25 protein-coding genes are annotated in these 26,136 nt (G+C 71.8%); 11 read left to right on the top strand and 14 right to left on the bottom strand.

Features of this window, described 5'->3' with window-relative positions; translation table 11 throughout:
• The first annotated feature begins 16 nt into the window (after positions 1–16).
• The 4 genes from DEJ28_RS05160 (at position 17) to DEJ28_RS05145 (ending at position 3,753) form a co-directional block, all read left to right on the top strand.
• On the top strand, positions 17–949 hold the full coding sequence (locus tag DEJ28_RS05160) for a putative endonuclease domain-containing protein (RefSeq protein ID WP_146248917.1): 933 nt from the start codon (positions 17–19) through the stop codon (positions 947–949).
• Between the two features lie 125 nt (positions 950–1,074).
• Positions 1,075–1,635, top strand: coding sequence for a YceI family protein (locus tag DEJ28_RS05155; RefSeq protein WP_111117065.1), 561 nt, complete (start codon positions 1,075–1,077; stop codon positions 1,633–1,635).
• Positions 1,636–2,176: 541 nt separating this feature from the next.
• Positions 2,177–2,743, top strand: coding sequence for a TIGR03086 family metal-binding protein (locus DEJ28_RS05150; protein ID WP_111117066.1), 567 nt, complete (start codon positions 2,177–2,179; stop codon positions 2,741–2,743).
• The gene (locus DEJ28_RS05145) at positions 2,740–3,753 is read left to right on the top strand and encodes an aldo/keto reductase (RefSeq protein WP_111117067.1); all 1,014 of its coding nucleotides are present in this window, start codon (positions 2,740–2,742) and stop codon (positions 3,751–3,753) included. The genes DEJ28_RS05150 and DEJ28_RS05145 overlap by 4 nt, the downstream gene beginning before the upstream one ends.
• A 57-nt stretch (positions 3,754–3,810) precedes the next feature.
• Here the strand turns inward: DEJ28_RS05145 and DEJ28_RS05140 are convergent, their stop codons facing one another.
• The gene (locus tag DEJ28_RS05140; RefSeq protein WP_111117068.1) at positions 3,811–4,761 is read right to left on the bottom strand and encodes an oxygenase MpaB family protein; all 951 of its coding nucleotides are present in this window, start codon (positions 4,759–4,761) and stop codon (positions 3,811–3,813) included.
• 108 nt (positions 4,762–4,869) lie between these two features.
• On the opposite strand from DEJ28_RS05140, the gene DEJ28_RS05135 reads away from it, so the two are divergent.
• Positions 4,870–6,552, top strand: a complete 1,683-nt coding sequence (locus DEJ28_RS05135) for a long-chain-fatty-acid--CoA ligase (protein ID WP_111117069.1) — start codon at positions 4,870–4,872, stop codon at positions 6,550–6,552.
• 53 nt (positions 6,553–6,605) lie between these two features.
• On the opposite strand, the gene DEJ28_RS05130 is transcribed toward DEJ28_RS05135, so the two are convergent.
• From DEJ28_RS05130 to DEJ28_RS05115, 4 genes are all read right to left on the bottom strand, one after another.
• Complete coding sequence (locus DEJ28_RS05130; RefSeq protein WP_111117070.1) at positions 6,606–7,664, bottom strand: DMT family transporter; 1,059 nt, start codon at positions 7,662–7,664, stop codon at positions 6,606–6,608.
• A gap of 10 nt (positions 7,665–7,674) precedes the next feature.
• Entirely contained in the window at positions 7,675–9,576 is a 1,902-nt protein-coding gene (locus DEJ28_RS05125) for an APC family permease (RefSeq protein WP_258368244.1), read from the bottom strand.
• Between the two features lie 175 nt (positions 9,577–9,751).
• Complete coding sequence (locus tag DEJ28_RS05120; RefSeq protein ID WP_111117072.1) at positions 9,752–10,093, bottom strand: hypothetical protein; 342 nt, start codon at positions 10,091–10,093, stop codon at positions 9,752–9,754.
• Between the two features lie 11 nt (positions 10,094–10,104).
• Positions 10,105–11,577, bottom strand: coding sequence for a PspC domain-containing protein (locus tag DEJ28_RS05115; RefSeq protein ID WP_181433837.1), 1,473 nt, complete (start codon positions 11,575–11,577; stop codon positions 10,105–10,107).
• Between the two features lie 114 nt (positions 11,578–11,691).
• Here DEJ28_RS05115 and DEJ28_RS05110 point away from each other — a divergent pair, with 114 nt between their 5' ends.
• Together DEJ28_RS05110 and DEJ28_RS05105 are read left to right on the top strand one after the other, a co-directional pair.
• Positions 11,692–12,927: an ATP-binding protein gene (locus tag DEJ28_RS05110; protein WP_111117074.1), complete on the top strand. Its 1,236-nt coding sequence runs from the start codon at positions 11,692–11,694 to the stop codon at positions 12,925–12,927.
• Positions 12,924–13,613, top strand: coding sequence for a LuxR C-terminal-related transcriptional regulator (locus DEJ28_RS05105; RefSeq protein WP_111117075.1), 690 nt, complete (start codon positions 12,924–12,926; stop codon positions 13,611–13,613). Before DEJ28_RS05110 ends, DEJ28_RS05105 begins: the two co-directional genes overlap by 4 nt.
• A 30-nt stretch (positions 13,614–13,643) precedes the next feature.
• Here the strand turns inward: DEJ28_RS05105 and DEJ28_RS05100 are convergent, their stop codons facing one another.
• From DEJ28_RS05100 to DEJ28_RS05090, 3 genes are read right to left on the bottom strand one after another with little or no spacing between them, the layout of a single operon-like run.
• Positions 13,644–14,492 (bottom strand): ABC transporter permease, encoded by an 849-nt coding sequence (locus DEJ28_RS05100; protein ID WP_111117076.1) that lies wholly within the window; start codon positions 14,490–14,492, stop codon positions 13,644–13,646.
• Positions 14,489–15,502, bottom strand: a complete 1,014-nt coding sequence (locus tag DEJ28_RS05095; RefSeq protein ID WP_111117112.1) for an ATP-binding cassette domain-containing protein — start codon at positions 15,500–15,502, stop codon at positions 14,489–14,491. The genes DEJ28_RS05100 and DEJ28_RS05095 overlap by 4 nt, the downstream gene beginning before the upstream one ends.
• Before the next feature lie 57 nt (positions 15,503–15,559).
• Positions 15,560–16,387 carry a hypothetical protein gene (locus tag DEJ28_RS05090; RefSeq protein WP_111117077.1) on the bottom strand — a complete coding sequence of 276 codons (828 nt, stop codon included), beginning with the start codon at positions 16,385–16,387 and terminating at the stop codon, positions 15,560–15,562.
• A 182-nt stretch (positions 16,388–16,569) separates the two neighbouring features.
• Here DEJ28_RS05090 and DEJ28_RS05085 point away from each other — a divergent pair, with 182 nt between their 5' ends.
• Positions 16,570–16,974, top strand: coding sequence for a helix-turn-helix transcriptional regulator (locus DEJ28_RS05085; RefSeq protein ID WP_220034670.1), 405 nt, complete (start codon positions 16,570–16,572; stop codon positions 16,972–16,974).
• Positions 16,975–16,984: 10 nt separating this feature from the next.
• Entirely contained in the window at positions 16,985–17,389 is a 405-nt protein-coding gene (locus DEJ28_RS05080) for a VOC family protein (RefSeq protein ID WP_111117079.1), read from the top strand.
• 159 nt (positions 17,390–17,548) lie between these two features.
• Here the strand turns inward: DEJ28_RS05080 and DEJ28_RS05075 are convergent, their stop codons facing one another.
• The 6 genes from DEJ28_RS05075 to DEJ28_RS05050 form a co-directional block, all read right to left on the bottom strand.
• Complete coding sequence (locus DEJ28_RS05075; protein WP_111117080.1) at positions 17,549–19,204, bottom strand: inositol monophosphatase family protein; 1,656 nt, start codon at positions 19,202–19,204, stop codon at positions 17,549–17,551.
• Positions 19,201–20,277, bottom strand: coding sequence for an ABC transporter ATP-binding protein (locus tag DEJ28_RS05070; protein WP_258368239.1), 1,077 nt, complete (start codon positions 20,275–20,277; stop codon positions 19,201–19,203). Before DEJ28_RS05070 ends, DEJ28_RS05075 begins: the two co-directional genes overlap by 4 nt.
• A gap of 43 nt (positions 20,278–20,320) precedes the next feature.
• A complete protein-coding gene (locus DEJ28_RS05065) occupies positions 20,321–21,133 on the bottom strand; it encodes an ABC transporter permease (protein ID WP_111117082.1) in 813 nt (270 codons plus the stop codon).
• The gene (locus tag DEJ28_RS05060; RefSeq protein ID WP_258368241.1) at positions 21,130–22,164 is read right to left on the bottom strand and encodes an ABC transporter permease; all 1,035 of its coding nucleotides are present in this window, start codon (positions 22,162–22,164) and stop codon (positions 21,130–21,132) included. The genes DEJ28_RS05065 and DEJ28_RS05060 overlap by 4 nt, the downstream gene beginning before the upstream one ends.
• Complete coding sequence (locus tag DEJ28_RS05055) at positions 22,161–23,318, bottom strand: extracellular solute-binding protein (RefSeq protein ID WP_111117084.1); 1,158 nt, start codon at positions 23,316–23,318, stop codon at positions 22,161–22,163. The genes DEJ28_RS05060 and DEJ28_RS05055 overlap by 4 nt, the downstream gene beginning before the upstream one ends.
• A 258-nt stretch (positions 23,319–23,576) precedes the next feature.
• A complete protein-coding gene (locus tag DEJ28_RS05050) occupies positions 23,577–24,527 on the bottom strand; it encodes a hypothetical protein (protein WP_146248918.1) in 951 nt (316 codons plus the stop codon).
• A 121-nt stretch (positions 24,528–24,648) separates the two neighbouring features.
• Here DEJ28_RS05050 and DEJ28_RS05045 point away from each other — a divergent pair, with 121 nt between their 5' ends.
• Together DEJ28_RS05045 and DEJ28_RS05040 are read left to right on the top strand one after the other, a co-directional pair.
• Positions 24,649–25,080 (top strand): DUF3054 domain-containing protein, encoded by a 432-nt coding sequence (locus DEJ28_RS05045; protein WP_258368242.1) that lies wholly within the window; start codon positions 24,649–24,651, stop codon positions 25,078–25,080.
• Positions 25,077–26,090, top strand: coding sequence for a LacI family DNA-binding transcriptional regulator (locus DEJ28_RS05040; protein ID WP_111117087.1), 1,014 nt, complete (start codon positions 25,077–25,079; stop codon positions 26,088–26,090). Before DEJ28_RS05045 ends, DEJ28_RS05040 begins: the two co-directional genes overlap by 4 nt.
• The last annotated feature ends 46 nt before the right edge of the window (positions 26,091–26,136 follow it).

Here is a 26,136-nt window from a genome sequence, read left to right as displayed (position 1 = left end):
GCCCGACGATGTGGAGATGACCGCCAGACGCCGACTCCCGTTGGTCCTCCGGGACGCCTCGTTCCGGGTGCGAGATGCCCTGCACCGTGGAGTGTCCCGCGGGCGGCTCGACGCGCGAGACCTCGTTCGGCCGTTCCACGGGATCCGTTCCGCCGCAACGCCGCAGACCGTCGATGAACGGGCACGCGCACTCGCTCCCCGCCTGCGTCACGACCAGGTGTTCAGTCACGTCACGGCCGCGGCGATCCTCGGCGTGCCACTCCCTCGGCGGGTCGAGCGCGATCCGCGGCTCCACGTCACCACGATCGGCGCTGACCAGGCGCTCCGGGTCCGTGGCGCGATCGGACACCGAGCGAAGTACGGCACGGTGCGGATGACGATGACCCGCGGCGTGCCCATCAGCGACCCAGCCGACACGTTCGTCTCGCTCGGGACGATGCTGACGCTGGACGAGCTCATCGTCGCGGGGGACGCCCTGGTCGGCACGCTCGGATGGGTCACGCTCGACGAGCTGATGGCGGCCGTCCGTCGCCGTCGACGCATCCGCGGCATCGTGAAGCTCCGTCTCGCCCTCGAGGAGATCCGCGGAGGCTCCCGCTCCCCGGGTGAGACCAGGACGCGCTTGGCACTCGTTCGCCGTGGGCTGCCCGAGCCGGCACTGAACCACGACGTCGTCGTCGACGGGCGGTGGATCGCCTGCGTGGACCTCGCCTACCCCGAGGCGCGCGTGGCGATCGAGTACGAGAGCGACCTGCACCGAACCGACCCAGCCGCCTTCAAGAAGGACCTCACCCGCGGCGAGCACCTCAAGGACGTCGACTGGTGGCTCGTCCGCGCCACGGCGGACGACATCGGCCCTGGCCTCGAACGCTTCGTCTGGCGGGTTCGACGCCTGGTGGACACCGGGCTCCGCGGCTCGCACGACACGCGCTTTGCGACACTTCAGTGAACAATGGTTGACGCTTCAACCAAAAGGGTGCACACTGGCGTAGCATCAACTTCGATGCGGGCGCATGGATCGGGGCTCCGGTTCGTCCGCGTCGCACACAGACTCTCGTTCGGAAGAAGGACATCATGACGCTCACCGCCGCAACCGTTCCCGGCTACAAGACCGGCACCTGGAAGATCGACCCGACCCACTCCGAGGTCACGTTCTCGGTTCGCCACCTCGCCATCAGCAAGGTCAAGGGCAAGTTCGAGAGCTTCGACGCCACCGTCGTCACCGCCGAGAACCCGCTCGAGTCGACCATCGAGGCCAACATCGACGTCGCGTCGATCAACACCGGCCAGGAGCAGCGCGACCAGCACCTCAAGACGAGCGACTTCTTCCTCACCGAGGAGCACCCGCAGCTCACCTTCCGTTCGACTGGCATCGAGGCCAAGGGCGACAACCTGCACATCGCGGGTGACCTGACCCTCCGTGGCGTCACGAAGCCGGTCGTCCTCAAGGCCGAGCTCGGCGGCTTCACGACCGACGGCTACGGCCAGGTCAAGTTCGGCGCCGAGGCGACGACGAAGATCGACCGCACTGAGTTCGGCGTGAACTGGAACGCGGCACTCGAGGCCGGTGGCTTCACCCTCGGCAACGACGTCACGATCAACCTCGACGTCCAGTTCGTCCTCCAGGCGGCCTGAGTCCCCACGGATTCGTCGCCCTGCTGAGGGCACCGAACAGCACTACCCGAACCCGAGACGAACGCCCCGGCTCCTCCCCCACGGAGCCGGGGCGTTCGTCGTACCCGTGGCCCGCCGCCGTCCCCGTCCCCGTGCACGGCATTCGCCCGCGCACGCGCAGCTCGAACGGGCGAAATACCCGCGTCCGCCCCAAGGGCACCAGCGGTATTTCGCCCGCTCAACTCCCGGGCGGCGCCCACACGTGAGCGTCCGGTACCCGCCCAGCTCGAACGGGCGAAACACCCGCGTCACGCCGGGATGCACGCGGGTATTTCGCCCGCTCGCGGGGGCGGCACGGGCGTAACGTTGCAGGGCGCGGCCCGCTCGGCGGCGCCGCGGGAATCCGGGAACGGCAGCGCCGGTTGCAGGCGAGCACGAGCAGCACGCGCCACACGACGAGCCGCGCACCAAGCACCACGAGCACGAGCAACACGAGCACGCGCACCACGCACCACGCACCACGAGCACGCACCCGAGCACCACGACGAACAGGAGCACCACCATGGCCACCGACTGGATCGCGCTGCAGGCCCTCGCGGCAGCCGAGTTCGGCCGCCGCGTCGCCGCCGTGACGGACTGGGACGCCTCGACCCCCGACTCCGAGTGGACGACCCGCGACCTCGTCCGTCACGTCGTGGACGAGCAGCGCTGGATCCCGAAGCTCCTCACGGGCTGCGACTACGCCCAGGCCGAGGCGGACCTCGAGGACATCGGCGACGACCTCCCGTCCGAGTGGCACCGCTTCGCCACCGCCGCGACCGAGGCCTGGCGGAACGCCCCCGAGGACACGCCCGTGCACCTCGCGACCGACGTGGTCCCCGCTGCCGAGTACCTCACCGAGCAGACCAGCGACATCACGATCCACACGTGGGACCTCGCCCGCGCCACCGGCAGCGACGAGTCCCTGCCGGACGAGCTCGTGCAGGCGGTGTGGGAGTACTTCGTGCCGCAGATCGAGGGCCTCGCCTCGACCGGCTTGTACGCCGCACCGGTCGAGGTCGACGAGGACGCCCCGCTGCAGGTCCGCCTGCTCGCCGTCACAGGCCGCGATGCCAGGGTGAAGGCATGAGCCCCGCAGACGCAGCAACAGCAACGGCCTCCACCACCCGCCTCGGCGCCACCGGCCTCGAGATCAGCAGCGTCATCCTCGGGATGATGTCCTACGGCGACCCCGACAGCGGCGCCCACGCGTGGAGCGTCGGCATCGACGAGGCCCGCCCCTTCGTCCGCCGGGCGTTCGAGCAGGGCATCACCACCTTCGACACGGCGAACGTGTACTCCGCGGGCAGCAGCGAGGAGATCACGGGCGCACTCCTCAAGGAGCTCGCCCCGCGCGAGGAGGTCCAGGTCTTCACGAAGGTCTTCAACCGGATGCGTCCGGGCCGGAACGGCGCGGGCCTGTCGCGCGCGGCGATCATGCACGAGATCGACGCGTCGCTGACCCGCCTCGGCACGGACTACGTCGACCTGTACCAGATCCACCGCTTCGACCCGCAGACCCCCGTCGAGGAGACGATGGAGGCGCTGCACGACGTCGTGAAGTCGGGCAAGGCCCGCTACATCGGCGCCTCGAGCATGTGGGCGTGGCAGTTCGCCGAGATGCAGCACGTCGCCGAGCGGCACGGCTGGACGAAGTTCGTCGCGATGCAGGACCAGTACAACCTCCTCGAACGCGAGGAGGAGCGCGAGATGCACCCGTTCTGCGCCCACACCGGCGTCGGCGTGATCCCGTGGAGCCCCCTCGCCCGCGGCAAGCTGACGCGACCGTGGGACGCGAGCGGGTCCGGCTCGCGCGCGGACACCGACGAGTTCGGCAAGACCCTCTACCGCCAGGACGAGGACGCCAACCGAGCGATCGTCGACGCCGTGCAGTCCGTGGCGGACGAGCGCGGGGTCCCGATGGCGCAGATCGCGCTGGCCTGGGCGGCCGGCAAGGCCGCGGTGTCCGCGCCGATCGTGGGGGCGACGAAGGAGCACCACATCGACGACGCGGTGTCCGCGACGTCGATCACGCTCACCGAGGACGAGGTGACGCGGCTCGAGTCCGCGTACACGCCCCGGGTGCCGTCCGGTTTCTGACGAGACCGGTCGACGGCCTGGAGGCGCGGTGCCAGCTGGCACCGCGCCTCCAGGCCCTCAGACCGTTGCGTCCACGTCGCCGGACGCGCGTCGCTCGTCGTCCTCACGTCGGAGCCGCGCGATGCGCGTGAGCGCTGCGCGCTCCGTCCCCGGCTGGTGCCCGAGCACCGCGCCGATGCCGTCGAGCACGAGTCCCGCGGTCTGTCGCACCGGGAACTCGATCGGTCCGACGGCGGGCGTCCGCAGCCCGAGCATCGAGCGGTGCGCGGGGTCCAGCGAGGCGACCGCGCCGCCGAACAGCGCGCGGTAGCCGGGTCGCAGCAGCCGGGCCACGGGCGGGTCCTTGATGAAGCGGACGACGTCCTTCGTCCGGGCGGTGACGGCGAGTTCGCCGCGGTCGAGGTAGCCGTTCATCTGTGCGCGGAGGTCGGCGTCCGACTCGGGCGCGTCCTCGACGCCCATCAGCCGGCCGGCGATCGCCCACTCGCGGACGTACGCGTCGGGGCCGCCGGGGATCGGCTCGCCCCAGAGCTGCGCGCTCCGGAGGAACGCGTCGGTGAAGGCGAGGTGCACCCACCGCGCCAGGTCGGGGTCGTTCGCCGCGTACGGCCGGGTGACGCCGTGCCCGTCGACGTACTCGCCGCGGACCCGCTCGTGCAGCCGCCGCACCCACTGGCTGGCGCTCGTGGCCGCGGCGGTGTCGCCGTGGGACACCGTGTAGATCCAGCGGATCGTGCCGGCGAGACGTCCGAAGGGGTCCTCGCGGTAGCGCGAGTGGTCGGCGACACCCGCGAGCGCTCCGGGGTGCAGCGCCTGGACGAGCAGTGCGCGGACCCCGGCGAGGATCGTCTGCCTGCCGCCGTGCACGGACCAGGTGGCGGATCCGGGGCCGAAGAACCCGGCGTCGGTGCCCTGTTCGAGCTCGTCGATCCAGGCCGGGCGTTCCGTGGCACCGCCCGTGAACGTGTCGTTGAGACGGGAGCGGAAGGCGTCGGCGACGGAGGGCATGTCGCCATCGTCCGTCCCGCCGCTGACAACTCGCTCGGCGTCCGGCGGAGCAGCACGGTGCGCGGTGCCTCCCAGCCCGTGCCCGGGTGGCCCGCTAGGTTGGTGCGCGTGAGCATCGACACGCCTCGTCCCTGGCTTGCCTCGTACGCACCGGGGGTCCCACACGACATCGAGGAGCCCACCGGGTCCCTCTCCGACATCGTGGAGGAGTCGGCACGGCGCTTCCCGAAGCACGTCGCCCTCGAGTTCTTCGGCCGGACGACGACGTACGCCGAGCTCGAGGAGCAGATCCTCCGCGCGGCGAACGGCCTCCGGAAGCTCGGTGTCTCCGCCGGGGACCGCGTGGCGATCGTCCTGCCGAACTGCCCCCAGCACATCGTGGCGTTCTACGCGGTGCTCCGGCTCGGGGCGATCGTCGTCGAGCACAACCCGCTGTACACGCCGCGGGAGCTCCGCCACCAGTTCGAGGACCACGGCGCCACGGTCGCCATCGTGTGGGACAAGTCCGTCGCGACGCTCCAGGACTTCCCCGCGGACGTGCGGCTCGACGCCATCGTCTCCGTCGACCTGACGCGGGCGATGCCCCGTGCCACCCGTGTCGCCCTCGCCCTGCCCATCACGAAGGCCCGGGAGTCCCGCGCGAAGCTGACGACGAAGGTCCGCGGCACGACGAAGTGGGACGACCTGGCGTCGAGCCGGAAGCTGTCGAAGCGGCACCCGCGTCCCGCCACCGAGGACATCGCCCTCATCCAGTACACGTCCGGCACGACCGGGGTGCCGAAGGGGGCCGTGCTGAGCCACCGCAACCTGCTGGCGAACGCCACGCAGGCCCGACTCTGGGTGCCGCAGATCCGTCGCGGCGACAACGTCGTGTACGCGGTCCTGCCCATGTTCCACGCGTACGGCCTGACGCTGTGCCTGACCTTCGCGATGAGCATGGCCTCGCGGCTGGTGCTGTTCCCGGCGTTCGACCCGGCGCTCGTCCTCAAGGCGATGAAGAAGCACCCGCCGACGTTCCTGCCCGCCGTGCCGCCGATCTACACGCGGCTGCAGCACGCCGCGGACTCGGCGAAGGTCTCCCTCGAGGGGATCGAGATCGGCATCTCCGGCGCGATGCCCCTCTCGCAGGACGTCGTCGAACCGTGGGAGGCCCGCACCGGCGGCTACCTCGTCGAGGGCTACGGCCTGTCCGAGTGCTCCCCCGTGCTCATCGCGAACCCGGTGTCCCCGGCCCGCCGTCTCGGTGCGATCGGCCTGCCGCTGTCCTCCACCGAGGCGCGGGTCGTCGATCCGGACGACTCGACGAAGGTGCTCGGCACGGACGAAGCCGGCGAGCTGCAGGTGCGCGGTCCCCAGGTGTTCCGCGGCTACTGGGGCAAGGCCGAGGCGACCGACGAGGTCTTCACGCCCGACGGCTGGTTCCGCACCGGCGACGTCGTGTCCATCGACGCCGACGGCTACGTGAAGATCGTCGACCGGCTCAAGGAGCTCATCATCACCGGCGGCTTCAACGTGTCGCCGTCCGAGGTCGAGGACGCTCTCCTCAAGCACCCCAGCGTGCGCGAGGTCGCCGTCGTCGGGATCACCCAGGCCGGCAACGAGCAGGTGGTGGCCGCGGTGGTGCCGAAGGACCCGGCGACCTTCGACGCCGAGGCGCTGCGGACCTGGTCGCGCGAGCACCTCGCGGCGTACAAGGTCCCGCGGCGGATCGTCGTGGTGGAGGACCTGCCCCGCTCGATGATCGGCAAGGTGCTGCGCCGGAAGGTGCGCGACCAGATCCTCGGCGAGTAGCGGCGGCAGCGCGCAGCGCAGCAGCGCAGCAGCGCAGCAGCGCAGCAGCGCAGCTAGCGTCGCCGCGCGCGACCGGGCAGCGCCAGCAGCGCCAGCCCGGCGACCACCAGCGCGATGCCGGTCCCGCCGACCAGGCCGAGGTGCTCCCCCACGACGAGGACGGCGAGGACCGCGGCCACGACGGGCTCGAGCAGCGACAGCAGCGTCGCGACCGAGGCGCTCACGCTCCGGAGCCCGACGGCGTAGAGCGAGTGCCCGAGCACCGTCGGCACGAGCGCGAGGTAGAGGAAGACCGGCCAGTGGGCCGGCACGCCGAGGTGGTCGTGTCCGCCCACGACGGCGAGGACGACGAGCGGGACCGCCGCGATGCCGAACACCGCGCCGACGAGTCCCCGCCCGTTCGGCTGCGCCGACGCCGACGCGGACGTCGCGGCCGACGCGGACGCCGAGGCCGACGCCGACGCCGCCGCCGACGCCGCCGCCGGCCCCGGCCCGCCGGGGAACGTGACGAGCCCGGACACCGCCTGCATGCCCCGCGACACCGCCCACGAGTACAGCGCGTAGGTGAGCCCCGCGAGGAGCGCGCTGCCGAGACCCAGCGCCAGGGAGCCGTCTCCGGCCGAGCCCTCCGCGCGCGCGAGCGTCACGACGACCATGCCGGCCACGCTCACCAGGGTGGCGGTGACCCACCTGGGTGTGACGCGCCTCCTGTCGGTCACCCACTCGACCAGGCCGGCGAACACGGGAGACGACCCGATCGCGACGGTGGTGCCGAGCGCGACGCCCGCGTCGGCGAGCGCGGCGTAGAACGCGACCGCGTAGACGACCAGGGAGACCGCTCCGAGCAGTGCCCACCCACGTGTCTCGGGCCGGACGATGGCCCGCACCGTCCCGCGACCGGCGCCGATGGCGAGCACGAGGCCGCCGAGGCCGAACGTCACCGCGCCGAAGACGAACGCCGGCACCCCTGGCGCGAAGTGCGTCGCCGTCCCGGTGGTCCCCCACACCGCAGCGGCGACGACGACGGCCGCGGCGCCGCCCACGGACCGGCGCGCGTCCGGTGTGTGCTCCGCAGGCCGGGAGGAACGGCTCGCGCCGGCAGCACCCGTCACGACGTGCCCGTCACGACACGTGGACGCTCGGCCGACGGTTCACGTCGGCTTCCGCTTCGCGGAGGACCTCGCGCGTCACGGGGGCGACGTCGCCGGCACCGGTGAAGACGAACCGCAGCGCGTTCCGGATCGGGCTGCCCTCGTTCCACTCGAAGTAGATGCTCGGCACGACGCCGGCGATGTCACGGATCGCCAGCAGCGTCGAGGCGATCGTGTTCGGGACGTTGCCGGAGCGCACCTTGAGGACGCGGAACCCGTGGATCACGTGGCCCTCGACGACGAGGTCTTCCTCGAAGTCGGACGAGTCGGCGGGCAGGACCTCGAGGAACATCGTCGGGACGCGTGCCGGGATGCCGGAGTCACGGCGTTCCTCACGCCCCTTCGACCGGTACGCCTCGGCGGTGCCCGCTCCGGGTTCGTTGGCGATGATGCAGACCGCGCTGAACTGGTCGGCGTCGGCCTCGACGAACTGCCGGGCGGTGGCGTCGAGCTCGATCGACGACGCGCGGAGTTCGAACGAGCGCCGGACCCGCGAGACGAGCGACACGACGACGATGGCGATGATGAACACCGCGCCGATCCGGACGCCGTCGGGCCGCTCGATGATGTTCGCGATCGTCGTGTACACGAACACGAGCGCGATCACCCCGAAGCCGATGGTCCGCTTCTTCTGCTGCTTCCGTCGTGCCGACAGCGTGACCGCGACGGCGGCACTCGTGATGAGCACGAGGACGCCGGTGGCGTAGGCCCCGCCCTGCGCGTCGACGTTCGCCTGGAAGATGATCGTGATCAGGAAGGCGATGAGCGTGAAGATGATCACGAGGGGCCGTGTCGCCCGCGCCCACTGGGGGGCCATGCCGTAGCGGGGCAGGAACCGCGGCACCAGGTTGAGCAGCCCCGCCATCGCGCTCGCGCCGGCGAACCACAGGATGGCCACCGTCGAGAAGTCGTACACCGAGCCGAACACCCCACCGAGGTACTCGTGCGCCAGGTACGCGAGGGCGCGTCCGTTCGCACCGCCACCCGGCTGGAACTCGCGCTGCGGGATGAGGAAGGTGGTGACGATCGACGACGTGATGAGGAACGAGCTCATGATGATCGCCGCGACGGTGAGCAGGCGCTTCGTCCCGCGGATCCGGCCTTCGGGACGGGCACTGGTGTCGTCCGAGGCGTCCCCACGCACCTGCGGCATCACGGCGACGCCGGTCTCGAAGCCGGACAGGCCGAGCGCGAGCTTCGGGAACACGACCAGCGCGATGCCGATCATCACGAGCGGGTTGCTGTGCTGCGTGGTGAGGCCGCTCCACCAGTCGCTCGCCACCGTGGGGTGCTCGAAGACGTGCCACAGGGAGACGCCGACGACGACCGCGTTGAGGGCCAGGTAGACGGCGACGAGCACGACCGCGATGCCGATCGCCTCCTTGAAGCCGCGGAGGAACACGACCCCGAGCAGGAGGAGCAGTGCGAGGGTGAGCGGCACCGGGATCTCGGTGAACCAGTGCGGCGTGAAGGGGTTCTCGGCGATGTGCGCCGTGGCGTCCGCAGCCGACAGCGTCATCGTGATCATGAAGTCCGTCACGGCGAACCCGAGCAGCACGAGCACGAACAACTTGCCCGCCCACCACGGCAGCAGCTTCTCGAGCATCATGATCGAGCCGGCGCCGCGGAAGCTGTCCTCGGCGACACGACGGTAGACCGGCAGCGCGCCGAACAGGGTGACCAGCACGAGGACGATCGTCGCGATCGGCGAGAGGAGCCCGGCCGCCAGGGCCGCGATGGCGGGCTGGTACCCGAGCGTCGAGAAGTAGTCGACGCCGGTGAGGCACATGACCCGCCACCACGAGTGGGTCTTCTCGACCTCGACCTGGTGCGGGCCCTGGTGCGAAGCACCCTGGTCAGCGCCGTCGAGCATCCAGCGGCGCACACGGGTGCTTCGGTCGAGGGATGGCTCGGTCGCGTCGTGTTCCGCGGCCCGCTCGGCGTCAGTCGCGGTCACGGAGTTGATCGTAAGCCGTCCGGGTGCCGCTGTGGTGCACCCGGACGGCCCTGTGGACGGTCGCTTCCGGCACCGTGCCTGGGAGGGAGGATCACTCCTGCCGTGGTCGCGCGACCACGGCGGCGACCCCGGCCACCACGAGCAGGACCCCGGCCGCGATGCACGCCGCCAGCAGGAGCGTCACCGGGTCCACCGAGAACCACGGGAGCGCCGTGACGGCCATCGCGAGCGCGAACACGAGGAGCACGACTCCCCAGAAGATCGTGCCGAACCGGGCGGACCGTCGTGGACGGGGTGCGGGGGCCGGCGGCGCGGGAGCCGGCGGGACGGAAGCGGTGGACACCGGCGTCGTCTGGTCCAGCGGCGTCGTCAGGTCCGTCGGGTCCAGCGGCCCCGTCCGCTCGAACGGGGTGGTCTCGTCGTCGTTCGTCATGGTCTCGTTCCTCACTCGTTGACGGTGAGCCCGCGGGGCACGTCGACGCCTCCGCCGAGGACCCACACGTGCACGGTCGTGGTGTCGGCGGCGGTCGCGGTGCGCGCCGCCCGGTTCTCGACGGTCGTCGTGCCGAGCACGCCACCCTGGGCGTCGTCCCCGGAGTCCCCGGAGTCTCCGGCGTCCGTGTCCACGCCGTACCCGACGCCGCTCACCTGCACCCGCACGGGTGCGTCGGTCGGCAGCAGCACCGTCGCCCCGCCGGCGCCGAGCCAGAGGTTCACGCGTCCCCCGCCGTCGGACTCCCCGAGCCCCCGGAGGTCGAGGGTCGGCCCGCCCACGACCATCGCGTAGTTCCGCTCGGCGCCCCGCCCGACGTCGTCCACCCGCCAGGTGGTGCCGCCGATGACGGAGAGCTGCGTGCCGCCGGGGAGGACTCCCGTGACGACCAGCGCGACGACCCCGATGGTGGAGAAGAGCCCGAGTCCGCCGCTCTCCCGTCCCCGGATCCCGGCGACGATCGTGGCGACCGCGAGCACCACCACGGCCGCGGCGATGCCGAGGACCGGGACGGACAGGTCGGCCTGCTGTGCCCAGACGGCGACGGCGGCGCCGGCCACGAGCGCGAGCCCGAGACTCACCGCGACGAACGCGGCACCGGGCAGTCGTTCCGCCCGGCGTGCGCGCCGCTCCGCCGCGCGCTCCCGCTCGGCACGCATGCGCTCGAGGTGGTCGCGGTGCCGGTCCGCTGCGGTCCGCGCCGTGGTCGTGTCCCACTGCCAGGAGGCGCGCCCCGCGTCCGTCGCCGAGGCCGTCGGTCCGGCCGTGGCCGGGTCCGGGGCCCCCGTGGCCGCGTTCGTCGCCCAGGTCGCCCGGTCCGCTGGCGGGTCCTCGGGGCTGGTCCAGAAGTCCCGACGGGTGCCGTCCGGAGCGGCGGCCGACGCGGCCGCGCCGGTGGTCTCGCCGGGAGCACCGGCGGGAGTGCCACCGGGGCTGCCCGGTGCCGTCCGCTGCGGTCCGCGACGGGCGAGCACGACGACGAGCCACACGGCGCAGCCGACGAGCGCGATGGTCCACGCGGTACCGAGGGTCGCCGAGAGCCAGCCCGGCATCCCCCAGGCGACGGGGACGCCCTGCCACCAGATGCCCTGCACCGCGGGGACGAAGGTCAGCACGACGAGGACGCCGATGGCGATGAGCGCCGGGTCGAGCACGCCGCGGATCATCCGCTCGAGGTGGATGCGTCCGGACGAGTCGGGCAGCAGCGCCCAGCCGGCGGCGTAGGCGAGGAACACCGGACCGCCGAGGAGCGCGACGACGATCACGATGCCCCGCACGACGAGCGGGTCGAGGCCGGTGCGGGCCGCGACGGCACCGCAGACCCCGGCGACCCAGCGGTCGTCGGTCCGTGTGACGTGGATGCCCCGGATCCAGTCGAAGAACCGTGTCGCCGACGCGGGGCCGCCGGTGTCCTGTCGTGTCATGGCCACCAGCATCGTGGCCCCCGGCGCCCGGCACCATCGGGGTTCCCCCTGATCGACCCCTGATCCCCACCCCGGCACCGCCTCGGGGCGGTGGAGAGGTGTCAGGATTGCCGCATGCCGACCGCCACGATGTCCCGCCCGGCCCTCCGGGTCGTCGGCGGCGTCTGCAGCGGCTTCGCCACGCACACCGGGCTGCCCGTCGGCGCGGTGCGGCTCGCCACCGCCGTGCTCGCCGTGTGCGGTGGTGCCGGGGTCCTCCTCTACGCGTGGCTCTGGGCGACCACCCCGAGCCAGGGCCCGGCGACCCCGGTCCCGCTCAAGGCGATGCTGACCGGGCCGTCCGCCGACGGCGACGCCGACGGTGCACCGCACGGACGACGGGCCCCGGTCGTGGAGATCCTGCTCGGCGTCGCGCTGCTGACCGCCGGCGGTGCGGTGATCGCCTCGCGGCTCGGTGCCGACGTGCCGCTCGAGGTCGTCGTGCCCGGCGTCGTCGTCGTCACCGGGGCGGCGCTCGCCTGGCGGCAGTTCGACGCGCTGCGCAACGTCCGGACGTCCGGCTCGTCAGCGCTCGTCGTCCGTGCCCTCGGCGCGCTCGTCCTGGTCGTGCTCGGCATCCTCCTGTTCTTCACGACGAGCAGTCGTCCGAACGTGTGGACCGTCCTCACCGCCGCCGTCGCCGTGCTCCTCGGGGTGGCCGTCGTCGTCGCGCCCTGGGTGGTGCGCCTCGTCCGCGACCTCGCCGAGGAACGTGCGGCCCGGGTGCGCGAGGTCGAACGGGCCGAGATCGCCGCCCACCTGCACGACTCGGTGCTGCAGACCCTCGCGCTCATCCAGCAGCGCGCCGAACCGGGCTCCGACGCCGCACGGCTCGCCCGTGCCCAGGAACGCGAACTGCGGTCGTGGCTCTTCACCGAGCAGGAGGAGTCCGCCGCCGACCTCGGTGCGCAGCTCCGCGCGGCCGCCGCCGAGATCGAGACCGAGTACCCCGTCCGCATCGAGGTGATCGCGATCGGCCCGGTCCGCACGGACCTGCCGGAAGGGGTCGTCGGCGCCGCACGCGAAGCCATGCTCAACGCCGCACGGCACGCCGGCGGGACCGTCAGCGTCTACGCCGAGACCTCGGCCGACCGGGTCGAGGTCAGCGTCGGCGACCGCGGGCCGGGGTTCGACACCGGGGCCATCCCGGAGGGCCGCTACGGCGTGCGCGAGTCGATCCTCGGCCGGATGGACCGGCTCGGCGGCACCGCGACCATCGGACCGGGGCCCGGGCGCACCGGCACCGAGGTCCGGCTCACCCTGCCCCTCGCGCCACCGGCCGACGCCCAGCCGACGAAGGAGACCCCGTGACCGACCACACCGCTCCGTCCCCGGAACCGGCGGCCGGACCGCTCACCGTCGCGATCGTCGACGACCACTCCATCTTCCGAGCCGGCGTGCGTGCCGGACTGCCCACGGGCCTCCAGGTCGTCGGTGAGGCCGCCACCGTCGACGAGGCGGTCGACCTCGTCACCGCGACCCGTCCCCGCGTCGTCCTGCTCGACGTGCACCTGCCCGGTGGGGCAGGTGGCGGCGGTGCCGAGGTGATCACGCGCGCCGCACCGGGCCACCCGGACACGCGGTTCCTCGCGCTGAGCGTGTCGGACGCGGCCGACGACGTCGTCCGCGTGATCCGGGCCGGTGCGCGCGGGTACATCACGAAGAGCTCCTCCGGGGCCGAGGTCGCCGAGGCGGTGCAGCGCGTCGCGGAGGGGGACGCCGTGTTCTCACCGCGCCTCGCCGGGTTCGTGCTCGACGCGTTCGGCGCGGTCAGCGGTGAGACGGCGCAGGCCGACTCGGAACTCGACCGGCTGTCCGCGCGCGAACAGGAGGTCATGCGGCTCATCGCGCGCGGGTACGCCTACAAGGAGGTCGCGACCGACCTCTTCATCTCCGTGAAGACCGTCGAGACGCACGTGTCGAAGGTCCTGCGGAAGCTGCAGCTGTCGAACCGGCACGAACTGACGGCGTGGGCGCTCCAGCGGAAGCTGCTCTGAGCGGTTCCGCCGGGCGCCCGCGCCACCCGCCTACTTCGCGCTGATGCGCGTGTACTTGTTGACCGCCCACGGCACGAAGACCACGAGCATCACGGTGATGCCGATGAGCACGGTGAGGACCGGGTGCTGCATCGTCCAGATGTCCGGCACGGGCGCGGAGCCGACGTTGCCGAACAGTTCGCGTGCTGCCTGCACGAGCGACGACACCGGGTTCCACTCGGCGAACACCCGCAGGACCAGCGGCAGGGTGTCGCTCGGGACGAACGCGTTCGAGATGAACGTCAGCGGGAACAGGATCATGAACGAGGCGTTGTTGATCACCTCTGGCGTCTTCACGCTCATGCCGAGGAGCGCCATCACCCAGCTGAACGCGTAGCTGAAGAGCAGCAGCAGCCCGACGCCGGCGAGGAACTCCAGCGGCGACGAGTTCACCCGCCACCCGACCACGAGCCCGGTGAGCATCATGATCGCCATCGAGATCCCGTTGAGCACGAGGTCGGAGTTCGTCCGTCCGACCAGTACCGCGGACGCGGACATCGGCAGCGTGCGGAACCGGTCGATCAGCCCTTCCTTGAGGTCCTGCGCCATCGCCGACCCGGAGAACGTCGCCCCGAAGACGACGGTCTGCGCGAAGATGCCCGCCATCAGGAACTGCGTGTAGTCCGTGCCCTGCACCTGGATCGCGCCGCCGTAGACCTGGCTGAACAGCAGCACGAACATGATCGGCTGCAGCACCGCGAAGACGAGCATGTCCGGCGAGCGCTTGATCTTGATGAGGTTCCGCTTCGTGACGGTCCAGCCGTCCTCGAACCAGATCGCGACTGGCGAGGTGATGACGACGGGCAGTTGCCGGCCGAGGGCCGTGGTGGTCGCGGTCATCGTGCCGTCTCCTTCTGCTGCTTCGTGTCGTCCTGCTGCTTCGTGTCGTCCGGCTCGTCGTCGGTCGCGGCGTGCCCGGTGAGGCGGAGGAACACGTCGTCGAGCGTCGGACGGCGCATACCGGCGTCGTGCAGCTCGATGCCCGCTTCGCCGAGGTCGGCGAGGACACGCTGCAGGGCGGAGGGACCGGCCTCGACGGCGATCGCGTGCGTCCGGCCGTCACCCGAGACCTCGACCTCACCCACGCCGCAGCGGCGGAGCACGGTGGTCGCCGCGTCGCCGTCGACCTGGTCGACGAGGGTCACCACGACCCGGTGGCCGCCGACCTGGGCCTTGAGGTGGTCCGAGGTGCCCTCGGCGATCACGGTCCCGCCGTCGATCACCGCGATGTCGTCGGCGAGCTGGTCGGCCTCTTCCAGGTACTGCGTGGTGAGGAGCACGGTGGTGCCACCCGCCACGAGGTCCTCGATGATCCCCCAGAGCGCCATCCGACTGCGCGGATCGAGCCCGGTCGTCGGCTCGTCGAGGAACAGCACGCGGGGGTTCATGACGAGCGCCCCCGCCAGGTCGATGCGCCGACGCATGCCGCCGGAGAACCCCTTCACGGGGCGGTCGCCCGCCTCGGACAGGTCGAACACGTCGATGAGCTCGCGCGCCCGCTGTCGGGCCGTGCGACGACCGAGGTGGTAGAGCCGCCCGATCATCTCGAGGTTCTCGAACCCGGTCAGGTTCTCGTCGACGGCCGCGTACTGCCCGGAGACGCCGATCGATCGTCGGGTCGCCTGCGGATCGGCGATGACGTCGATCCCGTCGATCGTCGCGGTGCCGGTGTCCGGCGTGATGAGGGTGGTGAGCACCTTCACGATCGTGGTCTTGCCCGCGCCGTTCGGACCGAGCAACGCCTTCACGGTGCCCTGCGGCACCGAGAGGTCGAGCCCCGCGAGGGCGTGCACCGGCCCGGATTTCGACCGGTAGGTCTTGGTCAGCCCTGAGGCTTCGATGATGGCCATGGCAGCTCCCTTGTCGACCACGGAGAATATCAGTAGGTCGGTGGGAGGAATGACGCGCTACACGTCGAAGTCACCACCGAAGTCGCCGAAGCCACCGCCGAAGTCCGATCCGCCGTCGCTCCAACCCGCACTCTCGAACCCGCCCCCGTCGGATGCACCGGCGTCGGACGATCCGCCGTCGGATGCACCGCCGTCAGCGGAGTCGGCACCAGTGTCCTCCGAACCACCGTCACCCGCAGCGTCGGTACCGCCATCGAACGATCCGGGATCGGGCAGGAAGGCGCTCATGATCGCCGAACCGATGACGTAGCCGGCCACCGTGCCGAGGATCGACGCGCCGATCATGCTGCCGAACGACGGGCCCGATCGCTGCCCGCCGCCGAAGCCGCCGAAGCCGCCGCCCTGACCGCGTCCACCGCCCATCCCGCCGCCCATGCCGCCGCCCATCCCGCCGAGCGAGCGCTCCATGAACCCGGGCTGCCGGATCTCGGAGCGGGTCGCCGCCTGGGCCAGGGACCGCGGGTCGTCGCCACGCGGTGCTTCACCGGCGGGTGCCGTCCGGGTGAACTCGTCGTAGACCATCCGGCGCTGCTCGGGCGTCAGGGTCGCGAACGCCTCGGCGTGGACCTCCTCGATGCGCTCGGGCGGTGCGGTCCGGAGCAGGTAGCGGTAGCGCTCGACGGCGCGCTCGTCGTCGGTCGAGGCAGCACCGCCGGCAGCAGCCGGCTGGTGGTACGACTGCTGCCCGTAGCGGTAGCCCTGCTGCTGCTGCTGCTGCGGCTGCGGCTGGGCCTGCTGCGGGGGCTGCCCCCACTGGTTCTGCCCGGCACCGTTCTGATCGCGGTCGCGGTCCGGACGTCCGAGCAGACGGTCGAGGAATCCCATGGTCGATGCTCCTTCGGGTGCGGCCGTTCCGGTTCGGACCGGCCGTGGACTGCCACCCTAGGGAGCGCCGACGACCGCTGACTGAACGCCTGCACAGAGTCGGCCGAGAGCAACCGGGGCAGGATGGCACCGTGACGACGGACCTCGACGAACTCCGGCGGCTGCGGCGTGCCCGCAGCCGGATGGACCGCGCGTACGCGGAGCCGCTCGACGTGCCGTCCCTCGCGGCCGCGGCGTTCATGTCGACCGCCCACTTCAGCCGTCGGTTCCGCGCGGCCTACGGCGAGACGCCGTACGCGTACCTCATGACCCGGCGGATCGAGCGGGCGCAGGCGCTCTTCCGCAGCACCGACCAGAGCGTGACCGAGGTCTGCATGGCAGTCGGTGCGACGAGCCTCGGGTCGTTCTCGTCGCGCTTCACGGAACTCGTCGGGATGACGCCGACCGAGTACCGCGCGGCCGACCACGACGCCCTCGCCGGCATCTGGAGCTGCCACGCGATGGTGGTCACCCGGCCGTCGCCTCGCCCCGTCGCGCGGGCCGTCCGAGCAGGATCGGAGAAGCGCGACGACACCGTGCCGTCCTAGTGTCACAGCCATGACGATCCAGATCAGTGGCGTGCACGTGCTCGCCGACGACATCGACGCCGCCGTCGCCTTCTACGGCGACGTGCTCGGCTTCACCGTCCGGAACACCGTCGAGAACGGCGGGTTCCGGTGGGTGACCCTGGTGAGCGACGACCACGCGGACCTCGAACTCGTGCTCTCCGAGCCGCACGCCGGCCGGTCCCAGGAGGACGGCGACGTGATCGCGGCACTCCTCGCGAAGGGCGGCCTCTCGATGCTGCAGCTCCGGGTCAGCGACCTCGACGCGACGTTCGACCGGATCGCGGCGAGCGCGGACGCCGAGGTCCTCCAGGAGCCGACGGACCAGTTCTGGGGCGTCCGCGACGCGGCCGTCCGCGACCCCGCCGGCAACATGGTGCGGATCGCACAGGCCTGACGCCCCACGCCTCCAGGCCCGAACGGTGCGAGGTTCCGTACCCGGTGCGGTCCATGTGGCCGCGCACCGAGTCCGCAACCTCGCACCGGAGACGACGGCCCCTCGCACGGTGCGAGCCTCGCACCGTGCGAGCCTCGCACCGTGCGAGCCAGCGACCCGTCACCCTGCGGCGAGCGCCGCCGTCCACACCGCGTGGAGCTCGTCCGCAGCACCGGGGTGTGCCACGAGGAACGGCTCCCCCACCGGCGGGAAGTCCTCGACCGGGCCCTCCCGGGTGAGCACGACGCCGCCGGCCTCGTGGACGAGCAGCACGGCGGCACCGTGGTCGACCGGGTTGAACGCCGACACGCACCCGCCGATCCCCCGGCCGGCAGCGACCTGCGCGATCGTCAGCGTGCCGGACCCCTGCACCCGTAGCGTGCACAGCCGGTCGGCGAGGGCGTCGAGGAATGCGCCGAAGCCGGGCCACGGTCGGTGCCCGTCGAGCTCGGTGCCGACGACGGCCCCGGCGAGCGCCCGCGGTGCGTCGTCCAGCCGGAGCGTCCGGTCGCGGAGCGTCGCGCCCCGTCCCCGTCGCGCCTCGAGCACCTCACCGCGCCAGGGGTCGGCCACGACGCCGACGAGCGGATGACCGCCCCGGGTGAGGCAGAGCGACATCGAGGTCCACGGCACCCCGTTCGCCAGGTTCGTCGTGCCGTCCACCGGGTCCAGGTACCAGCGGTGCCGGTCCCCGGGAGCCGCGCCGTACTCCTCGCCGGTGAAGCCGTGCGTCGGGAACACCATCCGGACCCGGGAGCGGACGTGCTGTTCGACGAGCCGGTCGACGTCGGTGACGAGGTCGGCGAGGTCCGCCTTCGTCGTCACCTCGCCCACCGGGTGCTCGCGGGTGAAGGCGATGACCTCGTGCGCGATCCGGTGTGCCAGGGCCTCGGCGCGGGAGGCGACCTCGGTCTCGGTGGGCTCGCGGTCGTGTTCGGGCCAACCGTCCCGTTCGACCGCGGCGAAGGCGGCGCGGATCGAGGCGACGTCGTTGGTCGTGACGGAGTCGACGCCGAGCCGCGCGGCCCAGAGCGCCGGCACGGCCTCGTCGACGGTCCAGACGGCGACGCGGAGCCCGAGGGCGTGCGCGGCTTCGACGGTGCGCGGGGTGAGGAACGCGACGTCGAGGTTGAGGGTCGACGGCGTCAGGGCTTCGAGGGCCTCGGCGGTCGGTGGCTCGAGCGACTCCCACGCGAGCCAGACGTCCGCGTCCGGCAGCTCCCGGCGGACCGCCGCCATCGCCGCAGGTGCGCCGCACCAGGCGACCGGCGTGGAGCCGTGGTGCCCGGCGACGGTCCGGGCGGCCACGACGGCGTCCGCGGGGTCCGTGAGGTCCACGAGCAGGGTGGAGCGGCAGCCGTCGAGCCGTTCGAGCACGGCGTCGAGGCGCGGGATGCGATCGAGTCCGTTCCCGAGCCGCGCGACGTCGCACCAGTCGACGTCGGACACCCGGCGTGCGTCGCCCCACATCCGCCCGAGGGTCTCGTCGTGGACGAGCACGGCGACGCCGTCGGCCGTGCGACGGACGTCGACCTCGATGGTCTCCGCGCCAAGGGCCTCCGCGACCGCGACGGCGGGCAGCGTGTTCTCGCGCCGGACGCGCGGCGCACCACGGTGGGCGACGAGGCGTGGCGGACGCACGCCGTGCCTCCAGGCCGTGTCCACGGAGGACGGGGCGGACGCGACAGACGGGGCGGACACGGCGGACGGGGCGGACACGGCGGACGGGGCGGACGCGACGAACGCGACGGACGCGTCCGGCGCCTCGGCGCTCATGCCCCGGCCTCGGTGAGCACGTCGCCGCGGTAGACCAGCACGTCGCCGATCCGGACGCCGGTCTCGGTGCCGACCACGGGCGGCACGCCCGTGACGAACGCGCGGAGCTCGGCGCCGTCCGCGGTCAGGACGACCTCGGCGAAGTGCCCACGGACGAGGACGCGGGACACGGTGGCCCGCAGGGACGCGTCGTTGACGAGGGAGACCTGTTCGGGTCGGACGAGGACCTCGTCGGCGTCCGTGATCCGGGCGCCGACACCGCTGCGGAAGCGACCGTCGACACGGCTCGTCGAGCCGATGAACGACGCCACGAACCGGGTGCCCGGCCGCGCGTAGAGCTCCGCCGGCGCGGCGATCTGCTCGATCCGGCCGTCGTGCATCACGGCGATCCGGTCCGAGATGCTGAGCGCTTCGTCCTGGTCGTGCGTGACGATGACGGTCGTGATGCCGAGCCGCTGCTGGATGCGGCGGATCTCGTCGCGGACGCTCACCCGGAGCTTCGCGTCGAGGTTCGACAGCGGCTCGTCGAGGAGCAGGACGTCGGGCTCCTGGACGATCGCCCGGGCGAGTGCGACACGCTGCTGCTCGCCGCCGGAGATCGCCGCCGGCTTCGACGTCGCGTGGTGCGTCAGCCCGACGAGGTCGAGTGCGGCCCGCACCCGCTCGGCCGCCTGCCGCTTCGGCACCCGGCGGGTGCGGAGCGGGAACGCCACGTTCTGCGTGACCGTCATGTGCGGCCAGAGCGCGTAGTTCTGGAACACCATCGCGCTCGGGCGCCGTTCGGGACCGGCCGTGGTGACGTCGCGGTCCCCCATCGTCACCGAGCCGCCGTCGGCGGTCAGGAACCCGGCCACCATGCGGAGCGTCGTCGTCTTGCCGCAGCCGGAGGGCCCGAGCAGCGAGACGAGCTCGCCCTTCGCGACGTCGAGGTCGATGCCCGCGACGACGTCGCGTCCGCCGAGCGTCTTGCGGAGTCCGCGGACCACGAGTCCGCCGGTGCGGGCCCGGTCCGTCGTGCCGTCGTCGGCCTGGAGGCGCGGTGCGCGTTCCGCGATGAGTGTTGCCTCGGTCATGTGGTCACCTTTCGTGCCCGTGCTGGTCATCGGATCTGTCCGGTCATCGGATCTGGAAGCCGTCCGCGAGGCGGCCGCCCATGATGTGCTTGCGGGCGAGGAGGAGCAGCACCACCGAGGGGATGCTCAGCGCGATCGCGAACACCGCGGACACCTGGCGCGGGGAGTTGAGGACGAGCGAGTACATCGCCGTCGGCATCGTCATGTACGTCGGGGCGCCGACGAGGTACGTGCCCTGCGCCTCGTCGAACGAGGCCAGGAACGACATCACCATCGCGACGAGGATGCCCGGCCACGCGATCGGGAACGTGATGCTCCAGAACGTCCGCCAGCGACCCGCGCCGGCGTCGCGCGCCGCTTCCTCGAGGGACCGCGGCACGGCGGAGAACGCCGCCGCCGGCAGCCAGGTCATGAAGACCACGCAGCCGAGGACGTGCACGATCAGGATGCCGGTCACCGTGTTCATGAGGTTCAGCGCCGTGAACATCGCGGACATCGTCACGAAGAGGCCCATCTTCGGGAAGGCGTTCGTCGCGAACAGCCCCACGAGCACGAGTCGTCGCCCGGGGAACTCGATCCGGCTGATCGCCCACGCGGCCGGCAGGCAGACCACCGCGGCGATGCAGACCGTCAGCGGGGCGAGCACGAGCGAATTCTGCACGGCGACGCCGAGGCTCGGGTCCTCGAACACGGTGCTCCACCAGCGCAGGGTCCACCCGTCGGGCAGCAGGTTCGGGTAGGTCCACGTGGTGGCGAACGCCCGCGCGGCGAGCCACACGAGCGGACCGGCGATGAACACGGCGAGGACGACGGCCGCCGCCCAGACGACGACGTTCCCGGAGGCGCGCTTGATCACTGCTGCTCCTTCTGCTGCTTCTCCAGCTCGCCGGCGTTCGTGCGCACGGTCGAACGGAGGTAGAACACGCTCGCCGCGGCGGCGAACGCGAACACGATGAACGCCATCGCGGTCGACTGCTGCGGACGGTTGTAGGCCTGGAAGTACTTCGAGATGTCGACGCCGAGCATCGTCGGGGCGTTCGGACCCGTGAAGTACGGCACCGTGAACGACCCGAGCACCCCGATCACCGTGAACGTCGTCGCGATCACGAGCGGGGTCTTCGCCATCGGCAGGAGGACCTCCCAGACGACCCGCCAGGTGCTCGCACCGGCGTCCTTCGCGGCCTCGACCAGGGCGTCCGGCGTGCCCTGCAGCGCACCAGCGATCATGAGCACGGCGAACGGCAGGCTCGTCCAGACGCTGCCGAACACGACGGCGACGAGCGTGTAGCCCCACACCGGGAACTCCATGCCGAACTGCGCACCGAGGCTGCGCAGGAAGCCCTGCGCGTCGGTGAACGTCAGGATCGACCAGCTCGCGATGACAACGGGCACGAAGATCGGCACCACCGCGAGCACGCTGAGCGTCTTGCCGAGGAACCCGCCGCGGAGCCGGAGGATCACGGCCACCGCCACGGCGAGCGCCACCGTGATTCCGGTCGACAGCGCGGTGACGCCGATCGTCGCCACGAGGTCGCGGAGGAACGTCGGGTTGCCGAGCAGCGTGCCGTAGACCGCGAGCGAGAAGCCACGGACGGTGTCGCCGCCGATGTCCGCGAGCGCCGCGTTGAGCCCTCCGGTGAACCCGAGGCTGAACAGTGCGGCGTTCACCACGGGGACGCCGACGAACAGCACGACGACGAGCACCGGCGCGGCGACGAGGGCGAGGCCCTGCCACCGCCGACGGCGGTCCGACCGCTGCCGGGTGCTGCGCCCCGCGCGGGACGCGCCCTGGCCCGCGGGGCCTGACGCGCCCTGGACCCGCGACGGGACGGGCGGGAGGCCCGTGGCGGAGTCGCCACGGGCCTCCCGGTCGGTGACCTGCGTCACTGCGGGACCTTCGCGTCCCACGCCGCGTTCATGTCGGCGGAGAAGTCGCTCTGGAAGCCGAGGCGGAGCGTCGACGGGTTGGCGTCGGCGAACTGCTCGGCGACCGACTTCGGCAGCGTGTCGAGCGGGACGACCGGGTAGCCGGAGACGGCGCTCGCGACGAGCTGCTGGCCCGTCGAGCCGAGGACGAAGTCGGCGAGCTTCTCGGCTGCGGCCTTCTTGGCCTTCGGCTCCGTCTTCGGGATGCCGAGGAAGCTCGCGCTGCCCGTGAACGACGGGTCGTCGATCTGGACCGCCTTGACCGTCTTCGGGATCACGCCGGTCTTCTGCGAGGTGATGAACTGGTCGCTCCACACCGGCGCCATCGCGATCTGGCCGCTGCCGAGCAGCTGCACGACCTGGTCGTTGCCGTTGGGGTAGACGCCCTTCTGGTACGTCGACGGGCCGAGGTCCTTCAGGGTCTGGAACCCCTTGTCCCACTTCGACTCGAGCGACTTGTCGTACGTCGTCTGCATCGTCTTCTGCTCCGATGCCGACAGGTACTTCGCGAGGACCGTGGCGACGAACGACCCGCCGGAACCGCCGGACGACGGGGAGTTGTAGGCGAACTCGCCTGGGTTGGCCTTGATCCAGGCGAGCAGGTCGTCGAGGGTCTTCGGCGGGTCCGTGACCTTCTTCGCGTCGTACGCCAGCAGCACGCTCGAGGCGCGGTACGGGATGGCGCTGTCGCCGCCCTGCTGCTTCGTGGCGTCCGGGACGTCCTTGAGGTTCGGGATCGTGCTGTCGCTGACCGTCGCCATCAGGCCGGCCTTGCCAGCGGTCGTGACGAACCCGGCGTCCACGAGGTCGTAGGCAACGCTCTTGCCCGCCTTGACCGCGGTGGCGAGGTTCGCCTGGGTCTGCGCGTCGTGCTCGCCGTGCAGGTCGATGCTCGTGCTGACGTGGATCGTCGGGTTCGCCTTCTCGAAGGCCGGGATGAGCGACTTCTCCCAGAGGTCCTGGACGTTGGTGTCGCCGCTGATGAACACGGTGAGGCTCGTGGTGCCGCTGCTCGCGTCGGCAGCGTTCGAGGCGTTGGCGCTCTGCACGCAGCCGGACAGTGCGACGGTCGCGGTTGCGGCGATCGCGAGGCCGGCGAGGACTCGGGTCTTCACGTCGGTGGTCTCCCTGGTTTCGTGGGGGTGTTCGGGGTGGGGCGTGCTTGGTGTGTGCTGGTGCGGGAACGTTCCCGCACGGTGGTCGAGTGTGGCGCTGCCGGGTGAACGCCAGGTGCCGCGGGCGTCGCCGTCGGGTGAACTCCGGGCGCGGGCGCGCGCGGTCGCCGCTGCGCCTGCTCTGGTGCGAGGTTGATCACCCCGTGCGCCGCAACAAGCTCGCACCGAGTGGCGAAGCTCGCACGGGACGCTCAGCGCTCAGCGTCGCATCCGGACGCCTGCCCGCCGCAGCTTCGCGCGCAACGTCGCCTCGTCCCACAGATCGGCCCATCGCAACCGCACGACGTGCCGGACGCCGGGCATGGACCGCAGCCGGTCCTCCCGGTACTTCTCAGCGACGACCACGTCCTCCGCCGAACGCCCGTTCCGCATCGTCGGGTCGCGGTACTTCGCCTCGCCGTCGAACTCGACCACGACGCCGGCCGAGAGGAACCAGAAGTCCACCACGATGTCCGGTTGCCCGGACGACCTGAAACGGTGCTGCAGCACGGGCTCCTCCGTGCCGAACTGATCGAACCGGGTGCGCGCGATCGACTCACCCGGCGAGTCCGACGCGGAGTCGGCGAAGTCCACCGCACGGAGCGCCCGACGGCGACCCTTGGGGCCACGCCGCGCGATCGTGTCGCGCACGGCTGCTCGGGGAACACCCCGGCGGAGCAGGTCGTCGAGCGCCACGACGGCGTCGATGAACGGCAGCGTGAGGGCCACGTCGGCGGCGATCCGAACAGGTCCGCTCAGCTGCAGGCCTTCCGGCGTGCTGATCCTGCTCGGGTCCAGTACCGGGTCGAGGTCGGCGTGGACGACGAAGGAAGCATTCGTGGTTCGCCGATCACTCCCGACCGTGGTCACGTGCACTCGATCGGGCGGCGGCGACACCGTCGGAACGCCGAGCACGACTGCCGCCGAGACGTGTGAGACAACCTGGTCGGGTCCGATGCGATCGGCGGACGCACCGATACGGACCAGGTGCTGTTCCGCCGGCCGCAGGGCTGCCCAAGCGGCCGCGTCGACGAACTTCCCTCGCCCGATGCGGACGAGCTCCTGCGCGTCCGCCCGCCTCCTGATCACCTCGGACTCGGCTGGACGGTGCCTCGAGGTCCGGAGGACGGTGACGGCGGGGAGCGGGGCGAGGGCGATCTGACGGTTCACCCCCACGATGGTGGTGGTCGGGGGACGGGAGCCATCGGGGCGGCGGCGGATCTGTGGACAAGACGAGGGCGACGCCTGCCTGTGGAGAAGCCGGAGCCGTCCGAGCTGCGAGACTGTCCGGGTGAACGTACGTACCTGGGGTTGGCTCGCAGCCGTCATCGACGTCGTGCTCATCGTCGTCTTCACGCTGATCGGGCGCTCGTCCCACGGCGAGGCGGAGACGGCCCTCGGGCTCTGGACGACCGCGTACCCGTTCCTCGCGGGGTGGGCGATCGCCTACGTCACGAGCGGGGCGTGGGCACGTCCGTTGCGGTTCTGGCCGACCGGCGTCGTCGTCTGGGTCCTCACCGTCTTCGTCGGACTGGCGATCCGGGTCGCCACCGGTCAGGGCGACGTCGACGGCAACCCGCTGCCGATCTCGTTCGTCATCGTCGCCACCATCGTGCTGGGTGTCTTCCTCCTGGGGTGGCGCGGGCTCGCCCGCTGGTTCCTCGGCCGCGCGGACGCGCGACGGAGCCGGAGCAGCACGGGGACGTCGGCGTCCGACGCGTGAACGGCAGCCGCGGCTCGCAGCCGACCATCCTCGACGTCGCCGCGCGCGCGGGGGTCTCGAAGTCGGCGGTGAGCCGTGTCCTGTCCGGCACCGGCCGCTTCTCCGACGAGACGCGTGAACGGGTCGAACGCGCCGCGGCCGAGCTCGGCTACGTGGCGAACGCGATGGCGCGTGGGCTCGTCAGCGGTCGGACGCACACGATCGGGATGCTCGTGCGCGACGCGTCCTCGATGGTCTACACCGCCCTGCACGCAGTGATGGAGCGGCGGGCGTCCGAGCTCGGGTACCGCGTGGTCACGACGACCGGGGTCGGTCGGGTCGAGGACGAGAAGTCGGCGCTCGCCGCCCTCGTCTCGATGCGCGTCGACGGGCTCGTCGTCTGCAGCGGCCTCATGCCGGCCGCCGACATCGCCGAGTTCGCCGCGCGGATCGCCACGGTCGTCGCCGGCCGACCCGAACTGCACCCGGCGCTGTCGAGCGTCTTCTGCGACGAGACCGACGGTGGAGCAGCGATCGCCGACACCGTCGCCGATGCGGGCCACCAGACCGTGGTCGTGCTGACGGTCCCCGTGGACAACGCGATCACGCAGCACGCGCGGTCGACGGCGATGGTCGAACGGCTCCGTGCGCGGGCCACGCGGGTGATCGACATCGACGCCAGCTTCGTGCGACCACCCGATGCGATCGCCGCCGACGTGGTCGACGCCATGCGCGAGTCCGAAGCGACCGCGGTGATGTGCCCGACGGACCGGCTCATGCTCGACGTCTGCGACGCCCTGGCCCGCCGCGGCGTCCGGGTTCCGGCCGACGTCTCGGTGGCGGGCTTCGACGGCGTCTCCCCCCTCGCGAACGACTGGATCGGCTTCACGACCTTCGAGCAGCCGATCGAGCGCATCGGTCGAGAGGCGATCGACCTCGTCATCGGCCGGATCGACGACCCGACGCGTGCCGTCGAGCACCGCTCGCTCCGGGGCACGGTCGTCCCCGGTCGGACGCTCCTCCCCCGCTGAGCGACGGACCTCGCACGGTGCGAGGTTGACCACTCGGTGCAGCGCA

It is taken from the genome of Curtobacterium sp. MCPF17_002 (assembly GCF_003234115.2).
Classification (GTDB): domain Bacteria; phylum Actinomycetota; class Actinomycetes; order Actinomycetales; family Microbacteriaceae; genus Curtobacterium.
Note: the sequence above shows the minus strand (reverse complement) of the source record. Positions and strands in the feature narration are given on the sequence as shown.